18 protein-coding genes and 1 tRNA gene are annotated in these 20,380 nt (G+C 73.4%); 13 read left to right on the top strand and 6 right to left on the bottom strand.

From position 1 onward, the window contains the following. The first annotated feature begins 220 nt into the window (after window positions 1–220). The 4 genes from galT (at window position 221) to LN042_RS35000 (ending at window position 4,606) form a co-directional block, all read left to right on the top strand. Entirely contained in the window at window positions 221–1,366 is a 1,146-nt protein-coding gene (gene galT / locus LN042_RS35015) for a galactose-1-phosphate uridylyltransferase (RefSeq protein ID WP_230055500.1), read from the top strand. Then, entirely contained in the window at window positions 1,363–2,388 is a 1,026-nt protein-coding gene (gene galE, locus LN042_RS35010; protein ID WP_230055499.1) for a UDP-glucose 4-epimerase GalE, read from the top strand. The genes galT and galE overlap by 4 nt, the downstream gene beginning before the upstream one ends. A gap of 22 nt (window positions 2,389–2,410) precedes the next feature. Further along, window positions 2,411–3,544, top strand: a complete 1,134-nt coding sequence (galK, locus tag LN042_RS35005) for a galactokinase (protein ID WP_230055498.1) — start codon at window positions 2,411–2,413, stop codon at window positions 3,542–3,544. 117 nt (window positions 3,545–3,661) lie between these two features. Further along, on the top strand, window positions 3,662–4,606 hold the full coding sequence (locus LN042_RS35000; RefSeq protein WP_230055497.1) for a response regulator transcription factor: 945 nt from the start codon (window positions 3,662–3,664) through the stop codon (window positions 4,604–4,606). 206 nt (window positions 4,607–4,812) lie between these two features. Here the strand turns inward: LN042_RS35000 and LN042_RS34995 are convergent, their stop codons facing one another. The 3 genes from LN042_RS34995 to LN042_RS34985 form a co-directional block, all read right to left on the bottom strand. Beyond that, window positions 4,813–5,310, bottom strand: a complete 498-nt coding sequence (locus tag LN042_RS34995; RefSeq protein ID WP_230055496.1) for a MarR family winged helix-turn-helix transcriptional regulator — start codon at window positions 5,308–5,310, stop codon at window positions 4,813–4,815. A gap of 91 nt (window positions 5,311–5,401) precedes the next feature. Then, window positions 5,402–6,004, bottom strand: coding sequence for a TetR/AcrR family transcriptional regulator (locus LN042_RS34990; RefSeq protein WP_230055503.1), 603 nt, complete (start codon window positions 6,002–6,004; stop codon window positions 5,402–5,404). Window positions 6,005–6,126: 122 nt separating this feature from the next. Then, window positions 6,127–7,095: an acyl-CoA desaturase gene (locus LN042_RS34985; protein WP_230055495.1), complete on the bottom strand. Its 969-nt coding sequence runs from the start codon at window positions 7,093–7,095 to the stop codon at window positions 6,127–6,129. 230 nt (window positions 7,096–7,325) lie between these two features. Here LN042_RS34985 and LN042_RS34980 point away from each other — a divergent pair. From LN042_RS34980 to LN042_RS34955, 6 genes are all read left to right on the top strand, one after another. Continuing rightward, a tRNA-Gln gene (locus tag LN042_RS34980) sits at window positions 7,326–7,396 on the top strand. A gap of 192 nt (window positions 7,397–7,588) precedes the next feature. Next, window positions 7,589–9,052: a bifunctional UDP-N-acetylglucosamine diphosphorylase/glucosamine-1-phosphate N-acetyltransferase GlmU gene (gene glmU / locus LN042_RS34975; RefSeq protein ID WP_308191917.1), complete on the top strand. Its 1,464-nt coding sequence runs from the start codon at window positions 7,589–7,591 to the stop codon at window positions 9,050–9,052. A gap of 205 nt (window positions 9,053–9,257) precedes the next feature. Then, a complete protein-coding gene (locus LN042_RS34970; RefSeq protein WP_230055494.1) occupies window positions 9,258–10,238 on the top strand; it encodes a ribose-phosphate diphosphokinase in 981 nt (326 codons plus the stop codon). A gap of 225 nt (window positions 10,239–10,463) precedes the next feature. Continuing rightward, a complete protein-coding gene (locus LN042_RS34965; protein WP_230055493.1) occupies window positions 10,464–11,054 on the top strand; it encodes a 50S ribosomal protein L25/general stress protein Ctc in 591 nt (196 codons plus the stop codon). A 91-nt stretch (window positions 11,055–11,145) separates the two neighbouring features. Continuing rightward, on the top strand, window positions 11,146–11,727 hold the full coding sequence (gene pth / locus LN042_RS34960; protein WP_230055492.1) for an aminoacyl-tRNA hydrolase: 582 nt from the start codon (window positions 11,146–11,148) through the stop codon (window positions 11,725–11,727). 149 nt (window positions 11,728–11,876) lie between these two features. After that, complete coding sequence (locus tag LN042_RS34955; protein WP_230055504.1) at window positions 11,877–12,623, top strand: hypothetical protein; 747 nt, start codon at window positions 11,877–11,879, stop codon at window positions 12,621–12,623. Between the two features lie 74 nt (window positions 12,624–12,697). Here LN042_RS34955 and ppc read toward each other — a convergent pair whose 3' ends face one another. Next, a complete protein-coding gene (gene ppc, locus LN042_RS34950; RefSeq protein WP_230055501.1) occupies window positions 12,698–15,451 on the bottom strand; it encodes a phosphoenolpyruvate carboxylase in 2,754 nt (917 codons plus the stop codon). Between the two features lie 298 nt (window positions 15,452–15,749). Here ppc and LN042_RS34945 point away from each other — a divergent pair, with 298 nt between their 5' ends. Beyond that, the gene (locus LN042_RS34945; RefSeq protein WP_230055491.1) at window positions 15,750–17,024 is read left to right on the top strand and encodes a sensor histidine kinase; all 1,275 of its coding nucleotides are present in this window, start codon (window positions 15,750–15,752) and stop codon (window positions 17,022–17,024) included. 17 nt (window positions 17,025–17,041) lie between these two features. On the opposite strand, the gene LN042_RS34940 is transcribed toward LN042_RS34945, so the two are convergent. Both LN042_RS34940 and LN042_RS34935 read right to left on the bottom strand, forming a co-directional pair. Next, complete coding sequence (locus LN042_RS34940) at window positions 17,042–17,509, bottom strand: SUKH-3 domain-containing protein (protein WP_230055490.1); 468 nt, start codon at window positions 17,507–17,509, stop codon at window positions 17,042–17,044. Between the two features lie 139 nt (window positions 17,510–17,648). Continuing rightward, the gene (locus LN042_RS34935) at window positions 17,649–18,107 is read right to left on the bottom strand and encodes a YwqJ-related putative deaminase (RefSeq protein WP_230055489.1); all 459 of its coding nucleotides are present in this window, start codon (window positions 18,105–18,107) and stop codon (window positions 17,649–17,651) included. 242 nt (window positions 18,108–18,349) lie between these two features. On the opposite strand from LN042_RS34935, the gene LN042_RS34930 reads away from it, so the two are divergent. Both LN042_RS34930 and LN042_RS34925 read left to right on the top strand, forming a co-directional pair. After that, window positions 18,350–19,360: an HNH endonuclease gene (locus LN042_RS34930; RefSeq protein WP_230055488.1), complete on the top strand. Its 1,011-nt coding sequence runs from the start codon at window positions 18,350–18,352 to the stop codon at window positions 19,358–19,360. Window positions 19,361–19,401: 41 nt separating this feature from the next. Then, window positions 19,402–20,346, top strand: a complete 945-nt coding sequence (locus LN042_RS34925) for an SUKH-4 family immunity protein (RefSeq protein WP_230055487.1) — start codon at window positions 19,402–19,404, stop codon at window positions 20,344–20,346. Window positions 20,347–20,380 lie beyond the last annotated feature (34 nt).

Here is a 20,380-nt window from a genome sequence, read left to right as displayed (position 1 = left end):
CAGCCACCCCCCGGCGCCCCCGGCCTCCCGGCGCCCCGGCCCCCGCACCCCGCTCCCCGGCGCCCCCGTGCCCCTCGGCGCCAGCCCTGCGCGGGCGCCGTCGCCGCGGGATCCGACGTCATGCCGTCCTGGCTGCCCCATCTGTTGACTAGTGATGACTATTGTTTGATTATGTGTGGTGAAGCGGGTAGGCGACTGGCAAGACCAAGGGCGGCAGACTGTGCGGAAGACCACGACCAAGCTGGCGGACGGCCGTGAGCTGATCTACTTCGACCGGGATGACGCCGCGTTCCGCGACGAGCCGGACCGGCGCCCGCTGGAGCCGGTCGCCAACCTCTCCGAGGTGCGCCGCGATCCGGCGACCGGCGACTGGGTCACGGTCGCCGCGCACCGCCAGGGCCGGATCTACCACCCGCCGACCGACCAGTGCCCGCTCTGCCCCAGCACCAACGACCACCTGAGCGAGATCCCGGCCGCCGACTACGACGTGGCGGTCTTCGAGAACCGCTTCCCGTCCCTGGCCACCGACGCGGCCCCCGCTCCGGGCCTCGCCCACCCGGCCGCGCCCCAGCACGAGGTCTCCCGGGCCCCCGGCGACCCCGAGCACCCCCACGACCCCTTCCACCTGGCCCGTCCCGGGGTCGGCCGCTGCGAGGTGGTCTGCTTCACCGCCGATCACGACGCCTCCTTCGCCGACCTCGACGAGTCGAAGGCCCGCCTGGTGCTGGACGTCTGGACCGACCGCACCGCCGCGCTGAGCAGGCTGCCCGGTGTCGACCAGGTGTTCTGCTTCGAGAACCGCGGCGCTGAGATCGGCGTGACCCTGGCCCACCCGCACGGCCAGATCTACGCCTTCCCGTTCACCACCCCGCGCACCGTCAAGATGATCGCCGCCGCCGCCGACCACCGGGCCAGGACCGGCCGCAACCTCTTCGAGGACGTGCTGGCCGCCGAGCGGGCCGATCCCGTGCGCGTGGTGCTGAGCGGTGAGCACTGGACGGCCTTCGTGCCGTTCGCCGCCCGCTGGCCGTACGAGGTGCACCTCTACCCGCACCGCCGGGTGGCCGACCTGACCGAGCTGTCCGAGGCCGAACGGGCCGAGTTCCCCGGGCTCTACCTCCAGCTGCTGCGCCGCTTCGACCGGCTGTTCGGTGAGGGCCTGCCGCCCACCCCGTACATCGCGGCCTGGCACCAGGCACCCCGCCGGGGCGGTGCCGAGCTGGCACTGCATCTGGAGCTGTTCACGATCCGTCGTACGGTAGGCAAGCTGAAGTTCCTGGCCGGAGTGGAATCCGGCATGGACGCGTTTGTCAACGATGTGTCGCCCGAGGCGGCGGCACAGCGCCTGCGGGAGGTCGCACAATGAGCAAGTACCTGGTCACCGGCGGTGCCGGCTATGTCGGCAGCGTGGTCGCCGCCCACCTGCTGGAGGCGGGGCACCAGGTGGTTGTCCTGGACGACCTGTCCACCGGGTTCCTGGAGGGCGTGCCCGCCGGCGCCGAGTTCGTGCGCGGCCGGATCCAGGAGGCCGACCAGGTGCTGGACGGCTCCTTCGACGCCGTGCTGCACTTCGCCGCCTCCTCGCAGGTCGGCGAGTCGGTCGCCGACCCGGAGAAGTACTGGCGCAACAACGTGGCCGGCTCGCTGGAGCTGATCAGCGCGATGCGCAAGGCCGGTGTGCGCAAGCTGGTCTTCTCGTCCACCGCCGCCACCTACGGCGAGCCCGAGTCCTCCCCGATCGCCGAGACCGCCCGGACCTCCCCGACCAACGCCTACGGCGCCACCAAGCTGGCCGTGGACCACCTGATCACCAGTGAGGCGATCGCCCACGGCCTGGCCGCGGTCAGCCTGCGCTACTTCAACGTGGCCGGTGCCTACGGTGCTTACGGCGAGCGGCACGACCCCGAGTCGCACCTGATCCCGCTGGTCTTCCAGGCCGCGCTGGGCCAGCGCCCGCACATCTCGGTGTTCGGCGACGACTACCCGACCCCGGACGGCACCTGCATCCGCGACTACATCCACGTCGCCGACCTGGCCGAGGCCCACCTGCTGGCGCTGGACGCGGCCGAGCCGGGCGAGCACCTGATCTGCAACCTGGGCAACGGCAGCGGCTTCTCGGTCCGCGAGGTGATCGAGTCGGTCAAGCGGGTCACCGGCCGGGAGATCCCGGTGGTCACCGCCGAGCGCCGCCCGGGCGACCCGGCGGTCCTGGTGGCCTCCGCCGAGCGGGCCCGGCAGGCGCTGGGTTGGGTCCCCAAGCGCCCCGAGCTGGACGCGATCGTGGCCGACGCCTGGGCGTTCACCCTCGACAGGTTCGACAAGTCCGGCGCGTCCGGCAAGTCCGACAACAGCAACAGCAACAGCAACAGCAACAGCAACGGCAACTGACGCGAGTGCGGGAGAGCGTGACGTGAGGGACGAGTTCGAGCGGGTCTTCGGCGCCGCACCCACCGGGGTGTGGGCGGCACCGGGCCGGGTCAACCTGATCGGTGAGCACACCGACTACAACGACGGGTTCGTCCTGCCGATCGCCCTCCCGCACGCGGTCAAGGTGGCCGTCGCACCGCGCACCGACGGCCGCCTGCGGCTCTACAGCGCGCAGGGCGACGGCCGGCTCACCGACGTGGCGGTGGCCGACCTGGCACCCGGCGCGGTGGCCGGCTGGGCGTCCTACCCGGCGGGCGTGGTGTGGGCGCTCGGCGAGGCCGGGCACCGGGTGGGCGGCGCCGACCTCTACTTCGACAGCGACGTGCCGACCGGCGCCGGCCTGTCCTCCTCGGCGGCCCTGGAGTGTGCGGTGGCCGTGGCCAACCGCGACCTCCACGGGCTGCCGCTGAGCAACGCCGAACTGGCCAAGCTGGCCCAGCGGGCCGAGAACGAGTTCGTCGGCGTGCCCTGCGGCGTGATGGACCAGATGGCCAGCGCCTGCTGCACCGGCGGCGCCGCGCTATTCCTGGACACCAGGGACCTGAGCCGCCGCCAGGTGCCGTTCCGGCTCGCCGAGCAGGGCCTGGAGCTGCTGGTGATCGACACCCGGGTGAAGCACGACATCGGCGACGGCTCCTACGCCGCGGTCCGCAACGGCTGCGAGCGGGCCGCCGAGGTGCTCGGCCTGCCCGCGCTGCGCGACCTTCCGGCGGCGGAGCTGGAGCCGGCGCTGACCCGGCTGCCGGCCGAGCTGGTGCCGCTGGTGCGGCACGTGGTGACCGAGAACGACCGGGTCCTTCGGGCCGTGGCGCTGCTCGACCAGGGCGACTTCGCGGCGCTCGGACCTATCCTGACGGCCGGTCACGCCTCGCTGCGCGACGACTTCAGGGTCTCCTGCGCCGAGAGCGACCTGGCGGTGGCCGAAGCGGTGACCGCCGGTGCGCTGGGTGCCCGGCAGACCGGTGGCGGCTTCGGCGGCTCGGTGATCGCGCTGGTTCCGCAGGAGCTCACCGAGCAGGTGGGCAAGGCCGTCACCGCCGCTTTCCGGGTGGCCGGGTACAGCGATCCCGCGCTGTTCACCGCCACCGCCGCCGAGGGTGCCCGCCGGCTCGGCTGAACCCCGGCGCGCCTCATCCGACCCCGACTTCACCATTTCGCCACCTGACAGCCGCTCAGCCCGTACGCTGAGTCGGGATATCGGTGCGCGCCGTGGCTTGAGTGGGGGAACACCGAGATGGGGCGGATCCGCGTCCTGGTGGTCGACGACCACCGGATCTTCGCCGAGGCACTGGCCACCGCGCTGTCCGCCGAGCCTGAGATCGAGGTCGGCGCGGTCGGTGGTGCCGCGGCGGCCGAGCACGCCCTGGAGCGGGCGGCTGCCGAGGGTCGCCCGTTCGACGTCCTGCTGGTGGACGCGGACCTCGGCAGCACCCCCGTCGCGCTCGGCCCGCCGCCCGGCGCCGGCCCGGGCACCGCGGGCAGCACCGGCGCCGCTGCCCCGGCCGGCCCCGGGGCGCCCCAGCGGCGCCCGGTGGGCGGTGTGGTGCCCGCGCCGCGGCGAGCCGGCAGCGCCCTCGCCCCGCAGCGGTTCGCGGCGCCGCCGGCGGCCCCCGGCGGTGCGCCCGCCCGGCGACCGGCGCCACAGCCCGCCGCGGCGGTCCCGTCCGGCCGCCGCCCGGCCGACGGCATCACGCTGCTGGCCCGCTGCTGCCACAGCTACCCGGGGTTGCACGCCGTGGTGCTGGCGGCCGAGGAGGACCCGCACCGGGCGGTCCGGGCGCTCTACGCGGGCGCGGCCGGCTGGGTGGCCAAGGAGAGCTCGCTGACCCGGCTGCTGGTCGTGCTGCGCGGGGTGCTGCGCGGTGAGACCCACCTGCCGCCGGCGCTGCTGACCGGCGTGGTCCGGGAGCTGACCACGGCCCGCCGGGACCGCACCGAGAGCGAGCGCCTCGTCGAGTCGCTGACGCCCCGGGAGAAGCAGGTGCTGCGCTGCATGGTGGCGGGCCTGGGGCGGCAGGCGGTGGCCGAGCGGCTCTACCTCTCGCCGCACACGGTGCGCACCCACATGCAGAACGTGCTGGGCAAGCTGGGCGTGCACTCGACGCTGGCGGCGGTGGCGCTGGCCCGCCGGGCAGGAGTGGGCCCGGCGGAGGCGGCCGGCCAGCCCGGCCCTCAGTAGGCTCCCTGACGGGCCCCCTGACTGTGACAGGCCCTGAAGTCGCCCCTGAAGGCCCCTGACGGCCCGTGAGAGGTCACTGAGGCCACTGAGGCCACTGTGCTCACTCAGCTCACTCACGGAACTCACGGAGCTCACGGAGCCCACTGGGCTCACGGGCCCACCAACGCCCCCAAGGCCACCAGGGCCAATGACGCCGCTGGTGCCCTTCAGCCCGGGATGTTGTCGAACGGCGCGACCAGCTGCCGCAGCAGCCCCGCCAGCTCCGCCTGCTGCCCGCCGGTCAGTTCGGCCAGCAGTTCGCGCTCGTGCGCCAGCAGCCCGGCCAGCGCCTCGTCGGCCTTCAGCTGCCCGGAGGCGGTCAGTCGGACCAGCACCCCGCGCCGGTCGTCCGGGTCGGGCAGGCGCTGCACCAGGCCCTTGCCGGCCAGCCGGTCGATCCGGTTGGTCATGGTGCCGGAGGTGACCAGGGTCTGGGTGAGCAGCTGCCCGGGGGAGAGCTGGTAGGGGTGGCCGGCCCGGCGCAGCGCCGTCAGCACATCGAACTCCCAGGGTTCGAGACCGTGCTCGGCGAAGGCGGCCCGGCGGGCCCGGTCAAGGTGCCTGGCGAGCCGGCTGACCCGGCTGAGCACCTGCAGTGGCTGCACGTCGAGGTCGGGGCGCTCGCGGCGCCAAGCTGCCACCAGGCGATCGACCTCGTCCTCCATGTGGATCAGTGTATCGGGGGTTCTGTCGATATAAAGCCTCTTGACATCAAGACAGCCAAATCGTGAACTCCCGAACGGAGCGGGAACCGGCTCAGCCCTGCCGCTCGCCCACCAGTTTGGGGTGCCGCTCCATGCCCTCCAGGCCGTGCCAAGCGAGGTTGACCAGGTGCGCCGCCACCTCGGCCTTCTGCGGCTTGCGGACTTCCAGCCACCACTGCCCGGTCAGCGCCACCATGCCGACCAGCATCTGCGAGTACATCGGGGCCAGCTTGGGGTCGAACCCGCGGGCCTTGAACTCCAGCCCGAGGATGTCCTCGACCTGGGTGGCGATGTCGCTGATCAGCGAGGCGAAGCTGCCGGTGGACTGGGCGACCGGGGAGTCCCGGACCAGGATCTTGAAGCCGTCGGTGGAGGTGTCGATGTAGTCCATCAGGGCGAACGCGGCCTGCTCCAGCAGCTCCCGGGAGTGCCCGCCGGTGAGCGCACCGGTCACCATGTCGAGCAGCAGCTGCATCTCGCGGTCCACCACCACCGCGTAGAGGCCCTCCTTGCCGCCGAAGTGCTCGTAGACCACCGGCTTGGAGACGCCGGCCCGCTCGGCGATCTCCTCCACCGAGGTGCCGTCGTAGCCGCGCTCGGCGAAGACGGAGCGCCCGATCTCCAGCAGCTGCTCCCGGCGCTGCTTGCCGGTCATCCGGACCCGGCCGCCGCGGGCGCGGTGGCCGCCGGCCGATGGCCGGTGGCCGTCCGCGCCGCCTGCTGGACTGGTCTCTGGGTTGCTCCCGTTCACCCCTCCATCATGCTGTAGTCGAGAGGTCATGCGGTGCGCCGGGCGGCGATGCGCGCCGCGTCGGGCCACCGCACGTCGCGCGCCCAGCCGGCCAGCTCGAACCAGCGGATGATGCGGGCGGAGGAGTCCAGCTGGCCGCGCAGCACGCCGTGCCGGGCCGCGGTCGGGTCGGCGTGGTGCAGGTTGTGCCAGGACTCACCGCAGGAGAGCACCGCCAGCCACCAGACGTTGCCGGACTTGTCGCGGCTGCGGAACGGCCGCGAGCCGACCGCGTGGCAGATCGAGTTGATCGACCAGGTGACGTGGTGCAGCAGCGCCACCCGGACCAGCGAGCCCCAGAAGAAGGCGGTCAGCGCGCCCTGCCAGGACCAGCTGAGCAGCCCGCCGGCCAGCGCGGGCAGCAGCAGCGACAGGGTGGTCCAGAGCCAGAACAGCCGGGAGATGGCCCGGATGTCGCGGTCGTTCACCAGGTCGGGGGCGTAGATGTGCTGGGGCGTCTGCTCCGAGTCGAACATCCAGCCCATGTGCGCCCACCAGAGGCCCTTGAGCAGCGCCGGCACGCTCTCGCCGTAGCGCCAGGGCGAGTGCGGGTCGCCGTCCCGGTCGGAGAACTTGTGGTGCCTGCGGTGGTCGGCCACCCAGCGGACCACCGGGCCCTCGACGGCCAGGCTGCCGACCACCGCCATGGCGATCTTCAGCACCCGCCCGGTCTTGAAGGCGCGGTGGGTGAAGTGCCGGTGGTAGCCGACCGTGATGCCGTGGCAGGTGAGGAAGTACATCGCGGTGGCGATCGCCAGGTCGCGCCAGCCGAGTCCCCAGCCCCAGGCGACCGGTGCCGCGGCCAGCAGGGCGACGAAGGGGACCGCGATGAACAGGCCGAGCGCGATCCGCTCGGGCAGGCCCTGCTTCTCGCCGCCGAGGGTCGCGGAGACCTGGGAATTGGGCTTGCCGCCGGGGCGGGAGCCCGGCAGTACCTCGTCGGCTTGGAGCGTCATCGCTGTCGGTCCCCTCGAGGGAAAGGCGGAGCAAGTGCCCGGTCGGGCGACCGGACCCTACGTCTGCGTAACTTACGGCATCGTAAGTTGTGCGGCGAGTGAAGGGAAGCAGGGCACACCGGAGGTTCCGGACAGGTGGTGGAGGTCGGGCGCGGTAACCCTTAGGCTGTGCTTGGCTCCAGGGTGTGCGAGGTACCGATGCCGCCTCCCGGAGCACGTTTGACGATCGATCCGCCGTGGTGTAATGGCAGCACGGGGCCCTTTGAAGGCCTTTGTCTAGGTTCGAGTCCTAGCGGCGGAGCTCGTCGATCACGGTTGGTAGGTATCCTCTGGTCCAGCCCCGGGCCAGAAGCCCATCCGCACGGAGTGCCGAGTCGCCGGCCCCTCCCCTGTGAACCGATCGAGGAGCCTCCCGCGTGAGCGAGCGAAGCGAGATCACCATCAAGAGGTGCGCGTGGGCGAATGCCCCCGCCGAGCTCTGCGAGGTGGGCGCGTGAGCGCTGCGACTGACAGCCCCCTTGCCGCCGTCCTGGTACTCGCCGCGGGGGAAGGCACCCGGATGCGGTCCAAGGCCCTGCCCAAGGTGCTGCACCCGATCTGCGGGCGCAGCCTGCTCGGCCACGTGGTCGCCGCGGTGGAGGAGCTGGCCCCCCGTCAGCTGGCCGTGGTGGTCGGCCACCGCCGCGAGCTCGTTGCCCAGCACCTGGGCGAGGCCCACCCGGGCGCCCGGGTGGTGGTCCAGGAGGCCCAGCTCGGCACCGGCAATGCCGCTCGGGTGGCGGTCGAGGCGCTGGCCGCCGACGGTGTCGTGCTGGACGGCACCGTCATCGTGACCTACGGCGACACCCCGCTGCTCACCGCCGGGACCCTGCGGCTGCTCGCCGAGCAGCACGCGGAGCAGGGCAACGGCGTCACCGTGCTGACCGCCCACGTGCCCGACCCGACCGGCTACGGCCGGATCCTGCGGGCCGCCGACGGCTCGGTCACCGGGATCGTCGAGCACCGCGACGCCACCGAGGAGCAGCGCGCCGTCCGGGAGATCAACTCCGGGGTCTACGCCTTCGAGGGCAAGCTGCTGGCCGACGCGCTGGCCCGGATCACCACCGACAACGCCCAGGGCGAGGAGTACCTCACCGACACCCTGGAGATCCTGCGCACCGCCGGCCACCGGGTCGGCGCCGTGGTCGCCGCCGACCACCGCGACATCCTGGGCATCAACGACCGGGTGCAGCTGGCCGAGGCCCGCCGGCTGCTCAACGACCGGCTGTTGGAGCGCGCCATGCGGGCCGGCGTCACCGTGGTCGACCCGGCCACCACCTGGCTGGACGTCCAGGTGAGCTACGAGCCGGACGCCGTGGTGCACCCCGGCACCCGGCTGCACGGCACCACCCACCTGGCCGAGGGCTGCGAGGTGGGCCCGGACTGCACGCTGACCGACACCGCGGTCGGCGCGGGTGCCGTGGTCACCGCCACCACCGCCGAGCGCGCCGAGATCGGCGAGGGCTGCCAGGTCGGCCCGTACGCCTACCTGCGGCCGGGCGCCAAGCTGGCCCGCAAGGCCAAGGCCGGCACCTACGTGGAGATCAAGAACTCCGAGCTCGGCGAGGGCGCCAAGGTGCCGCACCTCTCCTACATCGGCGACGCCACCATCGGGGCGGGCACCAACATCGGCGCGGCCTCCGTCACGGTGAACTACGACGGCGTGAACAAGCACCGCACGGTGATCGGGGAGCACTGCCGGACCGGTGCGGACAACATGTTCATCGCACCGGTGACGGTCGGCGACGGCGCCTACACCGCGGCCGGCTCGGTCATCGACAAGGAGGTGCCGCCCGGCGCGCTCGGCGTGGGCCGGGCGCAGCAGCGCAACATCGAGGGCTGGGTGGCGCGCAAGCGCCCCGGCACCCCCACTGCCGATGCCGCGGCGGCCGCGCGCGGCAAGGCGGAGGAGGCGTAGGCCACTTCGTGTGGCGACCGTCATGCCTCCCGGGGCGGGCGCTTCGCGACCGGGCGCGTAACCTGGTGTACATACGTGCGCCGTGGGGCTGTAGCCCGGAGCGAGGCGTACCCCAATTCCCTGTCGCTCATGGGCCCGGACGGTTGCTGCCGCCCGGGTCCGGTGCGGGCGGGACCATGCGGCAGCAACGCGAGGAGACGGTGCAGTGAGCAGCGGGATCACGACGTCGGGCGAGAAGAAGCTGAAGCTCTTCTCCGGGCGCGCCCACCCCGAGCTGGCGAAGGAGGTCGCCGCGGCCCTCGGCACCGAGCTCGTTCCGACCAAGGCCCTGGACTTCGCCAACGGCGAGATCTACGTCCGCTTCCTGGAGTCCGCGCGCGGTGCGGACTGCTTCGTGATGCAGAGCCACACCGCTCCCATCAACCAGTGGATCATGGAACAGCTGATCATGATCGACGCGTTGAAGCGGGCCTCGGCGCGCAGCATCACCGCGATCCTGCCCTTCTACGGCTACGCCCGGCAGGACAAGAAGCACCTCGGCCGCGAGCCGATCTCGGCCCGGCTGATCGCCGACCTGCTGGCCCAGGCCGGCGCCGACCGCCTGATGGCGGTGGACCTGCACACCGCCCAGATCCAGGGCTTCTTCGCCGGCCCGGTGGACCACCTCTTCGCGCTGCCGCTGCTGTGCGACTACATCGGCGAGAAGGTCGACCGCTCCAAGCTGACCGTGGTCTCGCCGGACGCCGGCCGGGTCAAGGTCGCCGACCAGTGGTGCGACCGGCTGGACGCCCCGCTGGCGATCATCCACAAGCGCCGCGACATGAGCCAGGCCAACACCATCCTCTCCGCCGAGGTGGTCGGTGACGTCCAGGACCGGGTCTGCGTCCTGGTCGACGACATGATCGACACCGCCGGCACCATCTGCGCCGCCGCCGACGCGCTGTTCGAGAACGGCGCCGCCGACGTGATCGTGGCCGCCACCCACGGGGTGCTCTCCGGCCCGGCCGCCGACCGCCTGAAGAACTCCCGGGTCAGCGAGTTCGTCTTCACCAACACCCTGCCGACCCCGGCCGCGCTGCAGCTGGACAAGGTCACCACGCTCTCCATCGCCCCGTCGATCGCCGCCGCGATCCGCGAGGTCTTCGAGGAGGGCTCGGTCACCTCGCTCTTCCAGGGCGTGCACTGACACCTGCTCAGCCCGTCCCGCCGATCGGCCCCCGCTGCGAAGCGGGGGCCGATTTCATGCTTGACCAGTGGTGCGGTTAGACTCTTGAGACTGCTCGGCGAGGGATGCCTACTCCGCTCCGTGATCGACGCGCTGGATAGAGTCCGCCGAGCCGACCCGTATGCGTAGGGTGTGGTCCCGGCGGCTTTTCGCTGTCTGCACCCGTTTTTACTCCAGGAGTGCAGCATGTCCGAGATCCGTCTTGCCGCCGAGCCCCGCACCGAGTTCGGCAAGGGTGCCGCCCGTCGCGCCCGCCGTGCCGGCTTCGTCCCCGGTGTCGTCTACGGCCACGGCCACACCCCGGTTCACCTGAACCTGCCGAGCCACGACCTGATGATGGCCCTCAAGACCCCGAACGCCCTGCTGGTCGTGCCGATCGACGGCAAGGACGAGTTCGTGCTGCCGAAGGCCGTGCAGCGCGAGGCCATCAAGCGCAGCATCGAGCACGTCGACCTGCTGCTGGTGAAGCGCGGCGAGAAGGTCAACGTCGAGATCCCGGTGCACACCGAGGGCGAGCTGGCCCCGGGCGGCAACCTGGTCGAGCACGTGCTGACCGCGCTGCCGATCGAGGCCGAGGCCACCCACCTGCCCGAGTCGGTCACCGTCTCGATCGAGGGCCTGGAGGCCGGTGCCTCGATCACCGCCGGTGACATCCAGCTGCCGGCCAACGTGTCGCTGGCCGTCGAGGCCGACGCCGTCGTGCTGCAGATCATCGCCGCCCAGGCCGCCCCGGTCGAGGAGGCCGAGGAGGCCGCCGAGGAGACCACCGAGGCCTGAGCCTGACGCGCTCGCCACTGCCCCGGCACCCTGGTGGGAGCCGGGGCAGTGGCATGTCCGGGATGATGGCCAGCGAGGAGGAAGAGGCGAGATGAGCGACGCGGAGTACACCGGCCCCCGTCTGGTGGTGGGGCTGGGCAACCCGGGCGAGGGCTACGCCCGCAACCGGCACAACATCGGTTTCATGGTGGTCGACCTGCTGGCCCAGCGGATCGGGGCCAGGTTCAAGGCGCACAAGAGCCGCGCCCAGGTGGCCGAGGGCCGGCTGGCGGGGCAGCGGGTGGTGCTGGCCAAGCCGATGACCTTCATGAACCTGTCCGGCGGGCCGACCACCGCACTGCGCGACTTCTACAAGGCGCCCACCTCCGCGATCATCGCGGTCCACGACGAACTGGACGTCGACTACGCGGCGCTGCGGCTCAAGCTCGGCGGCGGCGACAACGGCCACAACGGCCTGAAGTCGATCACCAAGTCGCTCGGCCCGGAGTACTACCGGGTGCGCTGCGGGATCGGCCGGCCGCCGGGTCGGATGGAGGTCGCCGACTTCGTGCTGAAGGACTTCTCGTCCGCCGAGCGCAAGGAGCTGGACTGGTTCGTCGACCGGGCCGCCGATGCGGTCGAGGCGCTGCTGTCCGAGGGGCTGGAGCGGGCCCAGAACACCTACCACTCCTGATGGGCCGTAGGGCGGGCCGGGCCGGAGCCGCCACACCGTGACCGCCAGGGCAACAGTCGTACAACTCTTCGCCCCAGCACCCGATCTGGTGATCCGACACCCAGGTGCATCCGGTACGGTCGACCCGGACTCGGGAAGGTGGGGCGCTGGTGGGCGCGGGGTTGGGGCCGGCACGGCTGGCCGGCACATGTGTACTGGCGATGACGGCACTGGTGGGTTCCGCCACCGCGGCGGCGGCCGAGCCTGGCGGGGCGCCCTCGCCCCCGGCGGTCGGGACCGCGTCGCCGACCGCCACCGCACCGGGGACACCGGCCCCCTCGGCGACGGCCCCGGGCCCCGCGGACCCCGGCGCGAGCGGCACGCCGGGCACCGACCGGCCCACCGCCACCGCGAGCCCCACCGGGCAGCCCGGCTGCCCGGCCGGCGCCACCGCCCCGCCGAGTGCCACGGCGACCGCCGGCCCGAGCGCCACGGCCACGCCGAGCGCCGGCCCCTCGCCGACCCCGGCGGCCCCCTCGGCCCCAGCCCGACCGGCCGACTGCCCCAGCACAGTGCGGACCGGGGCCCCGGCGCCGGTGGCGAGCCGGGGCGCGGTGGTCCCGGCCGGCAGCTCGCGCGGTCACGTGCGGCTGCGGCAGCCGGCACCGGGCGGTGACGAGCCGACCGCGGTCGACGTCCAACTGGTCGACGGCGCCGCCTCGCAGACCCCCGCGGCGACCGGCGCACCGGCGCCGGTCAACGATCAGCTGGCCGGCACCTTCGTGGCCTCGATCGGCGGCAACGCCGGGCTCACCGCGGTCGGCTTCGGCCTGCTGGTGGCGGCCGGCGGCGGAGCCCTCTGGCTCAAGCGCCGGATCGCCGCCAAGCGCGCCCCCGAGGCCCCCGCGGCGAACTGACCCGGGGTCGACGGCACTCGGGCCGGGGCCCGCTCCAGCGAGCGGAACCCCGGCCCGAGGCGGGTCCGGCCGGCTCAGCCGGTGTTGCGCAGGCCCGCGGCGATCCCGTTGACGGTCAGCAGCAGCGCCCGGGCCCGCAGCGGGTCCTCCTCGCGGCCGGACGCGGCCTCCTCGCGCTGCCGGCGCAGCAGCGCCACCTGCAGGTAGGAGATCGGGTCCAGGTAGGCGTCGCGGACCGCGAAGGTCTGCTTGAGCACCGGGTTGTGCTCCAGCAGCTCGTTCTCCCCGGTGAGCCGCAGCACCTCACGCATGGTCAGGTCGTGCTCGGCGCGGATCTCGTCGAAGACGTGCCGCAACTCGCCGGGGACCAGCTGCTCGACGTAGTGCCTGGCGATCCGCAGATCGGTCTTGGCCAGCGTCATCGCCACGTTGGACAGGAAGTTGCGGAAGAAGTGCCACTTCTCGTACATCTCCGGCAGCACATCGCCCAGGCCGGCCGCGCGGGCCGCGGCCAGACCGGAGCCGACCCCGTACCAGCCCGGCACGATCTGCCGGGACTGGGTCCAGCCGAACACCCACGGGATGGCCCGCAGGCCGTCCAGGCCGGCCCCCGAGTCCGGCCGGCGGGACGGCCGGGAACCCAGGTGCAGCGAGGCCAGCTGGTCCACCGGGGTGGAGGCGAAGAAGTACTTGGGCAGGTCGTCCTGCTCCACCAGGGCCCGGTAGGAGCGGTGCGCGGCCTCCGAGACCACGTCCATCGCGGCGTCCCAGCGGGCCAGCTCCTCGGGGGCCTGGCGGGGGCTGGTGTGCAGCGCGGAGGCGGCCAGCGTGGCGGAGAGGGTGAGCTCCAGGTTCTCCCGGGCCAGTGAGGGCAGCAGGTACTTGTCGGAGATCACCTCGCCCTGCTCGGTCACCTTGATCTCGCCTTCCAGGGTGCCCCACGGCTGGGCCAGGATCGCCTCGTGCGAGGGGCCGCCGCCGCGGCCGACGGTGCCGCCGCGGCCGTGGAACAGCCGCAGCCGGATGCCGTAGCGGTGGGCAACGTCGCGCAGTCGGCGCTGGGCCCGGTGGATCTCCCACTGCGAGGTGGTGATGCCGCCGAACTTGGAGGAGTCCGAGTAGCCGAGCATGACCTCCTGGACGTCCCCGCGCAGCGAGACCAGCAGCCGGTAGGAGGGGTCGGAGAGCATCTCCTCCAGGATCCGGTCGGCCTGCTGCAGCTCCTCGGTGGTCTCCAGGAGCGGCACGATGCCGATCCGGGCGATGCCGCCGTGCAGGTCGATCAGGCCGGCCTCGCGGGCCAGCACGGCGGCGGCGAAGACGTCGTCGGCGCCCTGGCACATCGAGATGATGTAGCTCTCGACGATCTCGTCGCCGAACCGCTCGAAGCCCTCCCGGATGGTGGTGAAGACGCCCAGCGTCTTGGTGCCGGCGGCGTCCAGCGGGGCCGGGATGGGGGCCAGCGGCCGGCGCGAGCGCAGCTCCTTGGCGAGCAGCCGCTGCCGGTACTCGCGCGGCATGTCGGCGTAGCGCCAGGCCTCCTCGCCGAGCCGGTCGAAGAGCTGGCCGAGCGCGTGGTGGTGGGCCTCGGCGTGCTCGCGCACGTCCATGGTGGCCAGCTGCAGGCCGAACGCCTCGACGGTGTTGATCGCCCGGGCCAGCCGCCCGTCGGCGATCAGCTCGCCGCGGTGGGAGCGCAGCGACTCCTGGATCAGCCGCAGGTCGGCGACCAGCTCGCGGGTGCCCAGGTAGTCGCGGCCGGGCTGGTGCGGGGTGCCGGCGGCCAGCCGGTCGCGGGTGTTCTCCAGCTTGAGCCGCACGCAGGTGGCCTTGAGGCGGTACGGCTCCTCGGCGTTCATCCGCCGGTAGCGCGGGCTCAGTTCGGGCAGCAGCTTGAGGTCGGCGTCCAGCGAGGCCAGCAGCTCGGCGGAGGCGCCGGCCAGCCGCTCCGAGGTGGAGAGCGTGGCGCGCAGGTCGTCGATGGTGGCCAGGGCGTCGGTGATGCCGTACTCGTGCTGGAGGTTGAGCACCTCCCAGGTGACCTCGGGGGTGACGTTGGGGTTGCCGTCCCGGTCACCGCCGATCCAGGTGCCGAAGGTGAGCGGACGCACCCCCTCGGGGAGGGACAGGCCGACCCGGGCGAGCTCCTCGTGCAGCTCCTCCAGGACTTCGGGGACCGCCACGCGGTAGAGCTCGTCCAGGTAGTAGACGGCGTTGCGGGCCTCGTCGGTCGGCTCGGGGCGGGCGATCCGCAGCTCGTCGGTCTGCCACAGCAGGTCGATCACCTCGGCGAGGCGGCGGTCGGTGGACCTCTTCGCCGAGGTCTGGCGGGCCGCGTCGGTGGCGTCCGGGCCGGCTGCCGCGTGCTCGCGGTGGCTGAGTTCGACTTGGAAGCTGTGCTCCAGCAGCTCGCCGATCCGCCGCAGCTTGTTCAGCACGCTGCGGCGGGCCGCCTCGGTCGGGTGCGCGGTGAAGACCGGACGGACCGCCAGATGGGCCAGGGTGTCGGCGAGGTGCTTGGGATCGGCTTCGGAGAGCTGGTCTGCGGTCTGCGCCAGCAGCGAGCCCTCGCGGGCCCGGCGGGCGGCGAACTCGCGGCCTCGGTGCACCTGTTCGGTGACGTTGGCGAGGTGGAAGTAGGTGGAGAAGGCGCGCACCAGCTTGGCGGCGGTGTCCAGGTCGATGTTGGCCAGGAGCTCGGCGGTGGCCTCGCCGTCGGTGCGGCTCAGCAGCCGCACCTGCTCGACCAGGCCCAGCACCTCCGCGCCCTCCTGGCGCACCAGTGTCTCGCCGAGCAGGTCGCCGAGGCGGCGGATGTCGGCACGCAGGGCCGCGTTGTCTGCCTGATCTGCCTGGCCGGCGGCCGGCGCGGGGCCGGGCTGGGCGGCCGGGTTGGGGACCGAAGCGGTCACGGCTGGCTCCCTCGGGTGGTGGGTTCGGCAAGGGCGGACCGCGCTGTCCGACGGGCAACAGCATAGGTGGCACGGGGTGCCGAGCGGTGGGTGTGGCCGGATCGCGGACACAGGGTCGCAAGTCGTTCCGGCGCCCGCCCGCGGTCGGCCCCCGGGGCGGCCGCGGCCGGAACTGGGTGGGGCGGCACGACGGGGCTCACATAGGCTGACGTCCATGAGCATGTCCGCTGGGGAGGACGCGCGGGATCGCGGATTGTGGTGGTGGCGGCGCCGGCGCAGCATGGCGCTGGACGTGGGCCTGGCCGCGCTGGCCGCGCTGGAGGGCACGGTCGGTGGTTGGTCGCTGGCGGTCGGGCGGTTCCACCTGCACGCGGGGCCGGCGCTGCTCTCGGCGCTGATCGGTGGGGCCGCCGGGGCCTCCCTGGTGGTTCGGCGGCGCTGGCCGGCGCTGCCGGTGGTGGTCTCGATGGTGCTGGTGCCCGGGCTGTTCGGGATCGTGCTGCTGGAGGTCGCCCTCTACACGCTGGCCGTCACCTGGACCTGGCCGTCCCGCCGGCGCACGGTGGTGACCCTGTCCGCGGTGGTCTTCCTGGAGACCACCGCGATGATGCTCTTCCTGCGCGTCTTCTCCGCGAACGGCACCCCGCCGAGCGAGCCGCCCGTGCCCGGCTGGGTCCCGGTGCTGCTGGCGCTGCTGGTCTCGGTCGGCCTCACCGTCGCGCCGGTGGTCACCGGCCTCTACATCGGGGCCCGGCGCCGGCTGGTCGAGTCGCTGCAGGACCGCGCCCAGGGCCTGGAGGCCGAACTCGACCTGCTGGCCGAGCGGGCCACCGAGCGGGCCCGCCGGGCCCGGCTGGAGGAGCGCACCCGGATCGCCCGGGAGATGCACGACGTGGTGGCGCACCGGGTCAGTCTGATCGTGGTGCACGCCGGGGCGTTGGAGCGGATCGCCGCCCGGGATCCGCAGAAGGCCGCCCAGAGCGCCAAGTTGATGGCCGATACCGGTCGGCAGGCGCTGAACGAGCTGCGCGAGATCCTCGGCGTGCTGCGGATGAACGAGGAGTCGGCCGAGCAGACCCAGGGGCTGGCCCAACTGTCGCGGCTGGTGGAGCAGTCGAAGGCGGCCGGGATGCGGGTGACGCTCACCGTCAGCGGCGACCGCCAGAGGTACTCGGGCGACGCCGAGCAGACCGCCTACCGGGTGGTCCAGGAGGGGCTGACCAACGCGCACAAGCACGCGGGCGGCGCACGGGTGTCGGTGCTGCTCGCCTACGTGCCCAACGGGGTCCGGGTCGCCGTGGTCAACGACTGCCCGGACGGCGGCGAGCAGGTGCGGCTGCCCAGCGGCGGCAACGGCCTGGTCGGCATGGAGGAGCGGGTGCGCGCGCTGGGCGGCAGCTTCACGGCCGGCCCGGAGCACGGCGGCGGCTTCCGGGTGGAGGCGACGCTGCCGTCCCGGCTGGCGGTCCGGCCCGACCCGCTGCGCTGACGGTTCGGACCGCCCGGTCAGCCGGCCGCGTCGGCCACGGTGCGCAGCCGGTGCGGGCGGGTGCCCAGGACCAGCGTGGAGACCGCCTGGTCAAGGTCCTGTCCGAGGAACCACTCGCCCGTGTGGTCCAGGCTGTAGACGCGGCCGCTCTCGTCGATCGCCAGCAGGGCCTGCCCGAACCGCTCCTCGCCCAGCGGGGCCACCCGGCAGTCCAGCGCCCGGCCAAGGTCGGCCAGCGTGCGCGGGTGGTGCAGGCCGCACCGCGGATCCAGCAGGAACGGGGTGCGGGCCACCTCCCGGCCGGCCCCGGACAGCTCGAAGGAGAGCCCGCCGAACTCGGCCCAGGCCTCGACGGCGGCCGGGAAGACCGCGTGCGGTGCGTTCGGCGGGGTGGGGTGGCCGAGCAGCTGGTCGGCCCACTCCTCGGCGCGGCGGATCTCCCAGCGTCCCGGGTGCCAGCCGGCCTGCTTGAGCGCGGCGGCCACGTCGGCGGAGAACCGGGGCTGGGAGCGGACGGCGGTGGAGCCTGGGGCGGCGGGCGGATTCAGGGGGCACTCCGGGGTCGCGGGACAGGGAACGGCGCAGGCAGTGGCGGCTGGCTGGGCCGACGCGGTCGGGCGGACGTCAGGTCCGGGGCCCGACCGCGACGCTGAGCACGGTGAAGTGCTCCAGCATCGGCGCGCAGGAGCGGCACGGCGGGGCATGGGTGCCGTGTGCCGGGTCGTCCTGCTCGCGGATCCGCACAGTCGTCAGTTTGGCGCCCTTGAGCACCTTGCGGGCCTCGTGCAGGCTCAGCGGCTTGCGGGCGGCGCGCTTGGAGCGGCCGGCGTCCACCGTGGTCAGGTACTGGGAGAGCAGCAGCGCTTCGGGGCAGCGGCCGGTGAACCGCTCCCGGTGCTCGGTCGGCAGGCCGGCGAGGAAGTCGGCGACCAGCGGGTGCAGCTCGGGCTCGGTGTCGGCCTTGCGCCCGGCGAGGGTGTGCACGGGGCCGCCGCGCAGCGAGAGTGCGGCCGCGACCGTCGGCAGCAGGCTGTCCCGGTGGTGGCGCAGCAGTGGCGCGCTCGGCGGGGGCGGCAGGTCCACGGCTGCTCCTTCGCTGGTCGTCGTTCCGTTCTCCGGGGTCAGCCTGCCAAATGACTCGGACAGTCGACCACCCGGGGGGTCGGCGGGTGTGCTGACGATTCGTCAGCAACCTTTTCCGGTGCCCCGGAAGGGGTCCCAGCTTGACGGTGGTCAGGCCAGTGCCGGGCCGGGGGGCCGCGGAAAGGCCTGAGCACATACCCTGGTGCCCGGCAACAAAGGCTTCAGCCAGTGGGGGAACCCAGATGACGACAGGTCGGCCCGGCATCGCCGCCGCGCCCAACGCGGCCTACGCGGGTCAGGTGGTCCACTTTCCCGACCCGGTGCGGGCGGCCAAGTACCCCGAGGGGGTGCCGGTGGACGTCCAGGGCTATCCCGACTTCAGCCGCTACGCCGCCGCCGTCGCCGAGGTTGCCGACCCGCCGGCGGGTTTCGGCGTGGACGAACTGCGGCTCACCGACTACGTGTCGGCCAACGCCGCACTGTTCAGCCACGGCCACGAGCTCTGGGCCGACCAGCAGTCGCCGGTGGCCACGCCGGCCGGCTGGACCTGGCACCACTCGATCGGCCCGGCCGCGTCCGGCTGGCGCCGGATGGAGCTGATCCCGGTCGAGGTCAAGGCACTGCTGCGGCACCACGGCGGGCTGGCCCGGTCGGCCGCCGACCACGGCAAGCGCGGCACCCGGCCGCTGCAGGAGCACCGCCCGGCGCACTTCTCGCTCACCACGGAGGGCGCCGGCCCGCTGTCGGTCCACGAGGACCTGGTGCAGGCGGCGGAGGAGCGGCTCGGCTACCGGCTGCCCGGCCCGTACCGGGAGTTCCTCAAACTGGCCGGCGGGCGCAGTCCGGTCGGCGTGGCGCTGGACACCGAGCTCGGCATGCTGCTCGACCAGCCGTTCCTCACCCTCACCGAGGAGTACGGCACCACCGACCTGGTCTATGCCAACAAGTGCATGCGCGACCACCTCACCAAGGACTACCTGGGCATCGCCTACGCGCAGGGCGGGATCCTGGCGGTCAAGGTGCGCGGCGAGCGGCTCGGCTCGGTCTGGTTCTGCCTCTACGACGACGCCCGCGACACCGGTGCCGCCGAGGACCCGGCCGCCCGGGTGGCGCGGCTGCTGCTGCCGTGCGGGGAGACCTTCGACGACTTCCTGCTCCGGCTGGCCGGCAGCCCGGCGGAGCTGGAGACGGTGGCGGGCCTGATGGTTGATGGCGGATTCGCCCGCGCGGTGCCGATCGCGGCCGCGGGCTGAAGCGGGGGAACTGACGTGTCGACGGTGAAGGCGGTCCTGGGATGGTGACGTACGCGCAGGCGCAGGACCTGGCAGCGGAGTGGATCAACGGCGGGGTGCCGCCGTTCCAGCAGCGCGAGGTCCGGGTCCGGGAGTTCGACCTCGGCTTCGTCTGCTGGGCCGAGGACCGGGCCAACGGGCCCTCCTCGGACGGCGGGGCGGCCAAGCTGGTGATCGCCCGGGAGAGCGGGGCCGGCACGCTCTGGCCGGCGCTGCCGGTCAACGAGGTGGTGCGGCGCTACGAGGAGACGTACGGCCGGCCGGCCGGTGCGGTGCCCGCCGGGGCGGCGAAGCCGCAGCCCGGGCCGGCGGAGGCCACCTCCTTCCTGCTCAGCCCGCCGCAGTGGATGGAGGCGGCGGCGGCCGAGGCGATCGCCCGGGAGAACGAGAAGCTCGGCACAGCGCCCACCGCAGCTGGCGCGCCCGCCGCCGCGCCGCCCGCCGCTGCCGCTCCCGCTGCGCCCGCTGCCGCGCCGCCCGCCGCTGCCGCTCCCGCTGCGCCCGCGCCCGCTGCCGCGCCGCCCGCCGCTGCCGCTCCCGCTGCGCCGGCTGCCGCGCCCGCCGCGCCCGCGGCCGACGTGCCGCCGGCCCGGTTGACCGCGCCGCCGATCTCCGACCGCCCGGCCGGCGATGCCCCGACCCTGCTCGCCCCGCCGCCCCGCTGGGACGGCGACGAGTACGGCGAGGAGATGAAGCCGCCGACCACCCCGCCGGACGCCCGCACCGTGCGGATGCCTCCGCCGGTCGCCATGCCGCAGCAGGCCGCTGCGGCCGAGCAGCAGGAGCAGCCGGCCGCCCGCGCCACCCCGCCGGCGCCCCCCGCTCCGGTGGGCGGGTACGCCCCGACCGTGCTGGCGACCGACGGTCCGCCCGGGCTGATGGGTCTGCCGGGTGCTCCCGGTCCCGCTGCACATGGGCCGCGAGTACCGACCGCTGGGCCTCCTTGAGCTGCAGGAAGAGCGGCTCGCCGTGCACGGGCTG

It is taken from the genome of Kitasatospora humi (assembly GCF_020907985.1).
Classification (GTDB): Bacteria; Actinomycetota; Actinomycetes; order Streptomycetales; family Streptomycetaceae; genus Kitasatospora; species Kitasatospora humi.
This window is presented reverse-complemented; position numbering and strand designations above follow the sequence as displayed.

Bases quoted from the DNA above. Each gene is read 5' to 3' on its own strand.
- galE (WP_230055499.1), top strand. From the start codon at position 1,363: ATGAGCAAGTACCTGGTCACCGGCGGTGCCGGCTATGTCGGCAGCGTG.
- LN042_RS35000 (WP_230055497.1), top strand. From the start codon at position 3,662: ATGGGGCGGATCCGCGTCCTGGTGGTCGACGACCACCGGATCTTCGCC.
- LN042_RS34995 (WP_230055496.1), bottom strand. From the start codon at position 5,310: ATGGAGGACGAGGTCGATCGCCTGGTGGCAGCTTGGCGCCGCGAGCGC.
- LN042_RS34990 (WP_230055503.1), bottom strand. From the start codon at position 6,004: ATGACCGGCAAGCAGCGCCGGGAGCAGCTGCTGGAGATCGGGCGCTCC.
- LN042_RS34985 (WP_230055495.1), bottom strand. From the start codon at position 7,095: ATGACGCTCCAAGCCGACGAGGTACTGCCGGGCTCCCGCCCCGGCGGC.
- LN042_RS34965 (WP_230055493.1), top strand. From the start codon at position 10,464: ATGTCCGAGATCCGTCTTGCCGCCGAGCCCCGCACCGAGTTCGGCAAG.
- pth (WP_230055492.1), top strand. From the start codon at position 11,146: ATGAGCGACGCGGAGTACACCGGCCCCCGTCTGGTGGTGGGGCTGGGC.
- LN042_RS34945 (WP_230055491.1), top strand. From the start codon at position 15,750: ATGAGCATGTCCGCTGGGGAGGACGCGCGGGATCGCGGATTGTGGTGG.
- LN042_RS34930 (WP_230055488.1), top strand. From the start codon at position 18,350: ATGACGACAGGTCGGCCCGGCATCGCCGCCGCGCCCAACGCGGCCTAC.
- LN042_RS34925 (WP_230055487.1), top strand. From the start codon at position 19,402: ATGGTGACGTACGCGCAGGCGCAGGACCTGGCAGCGGAGTGGATCAAC.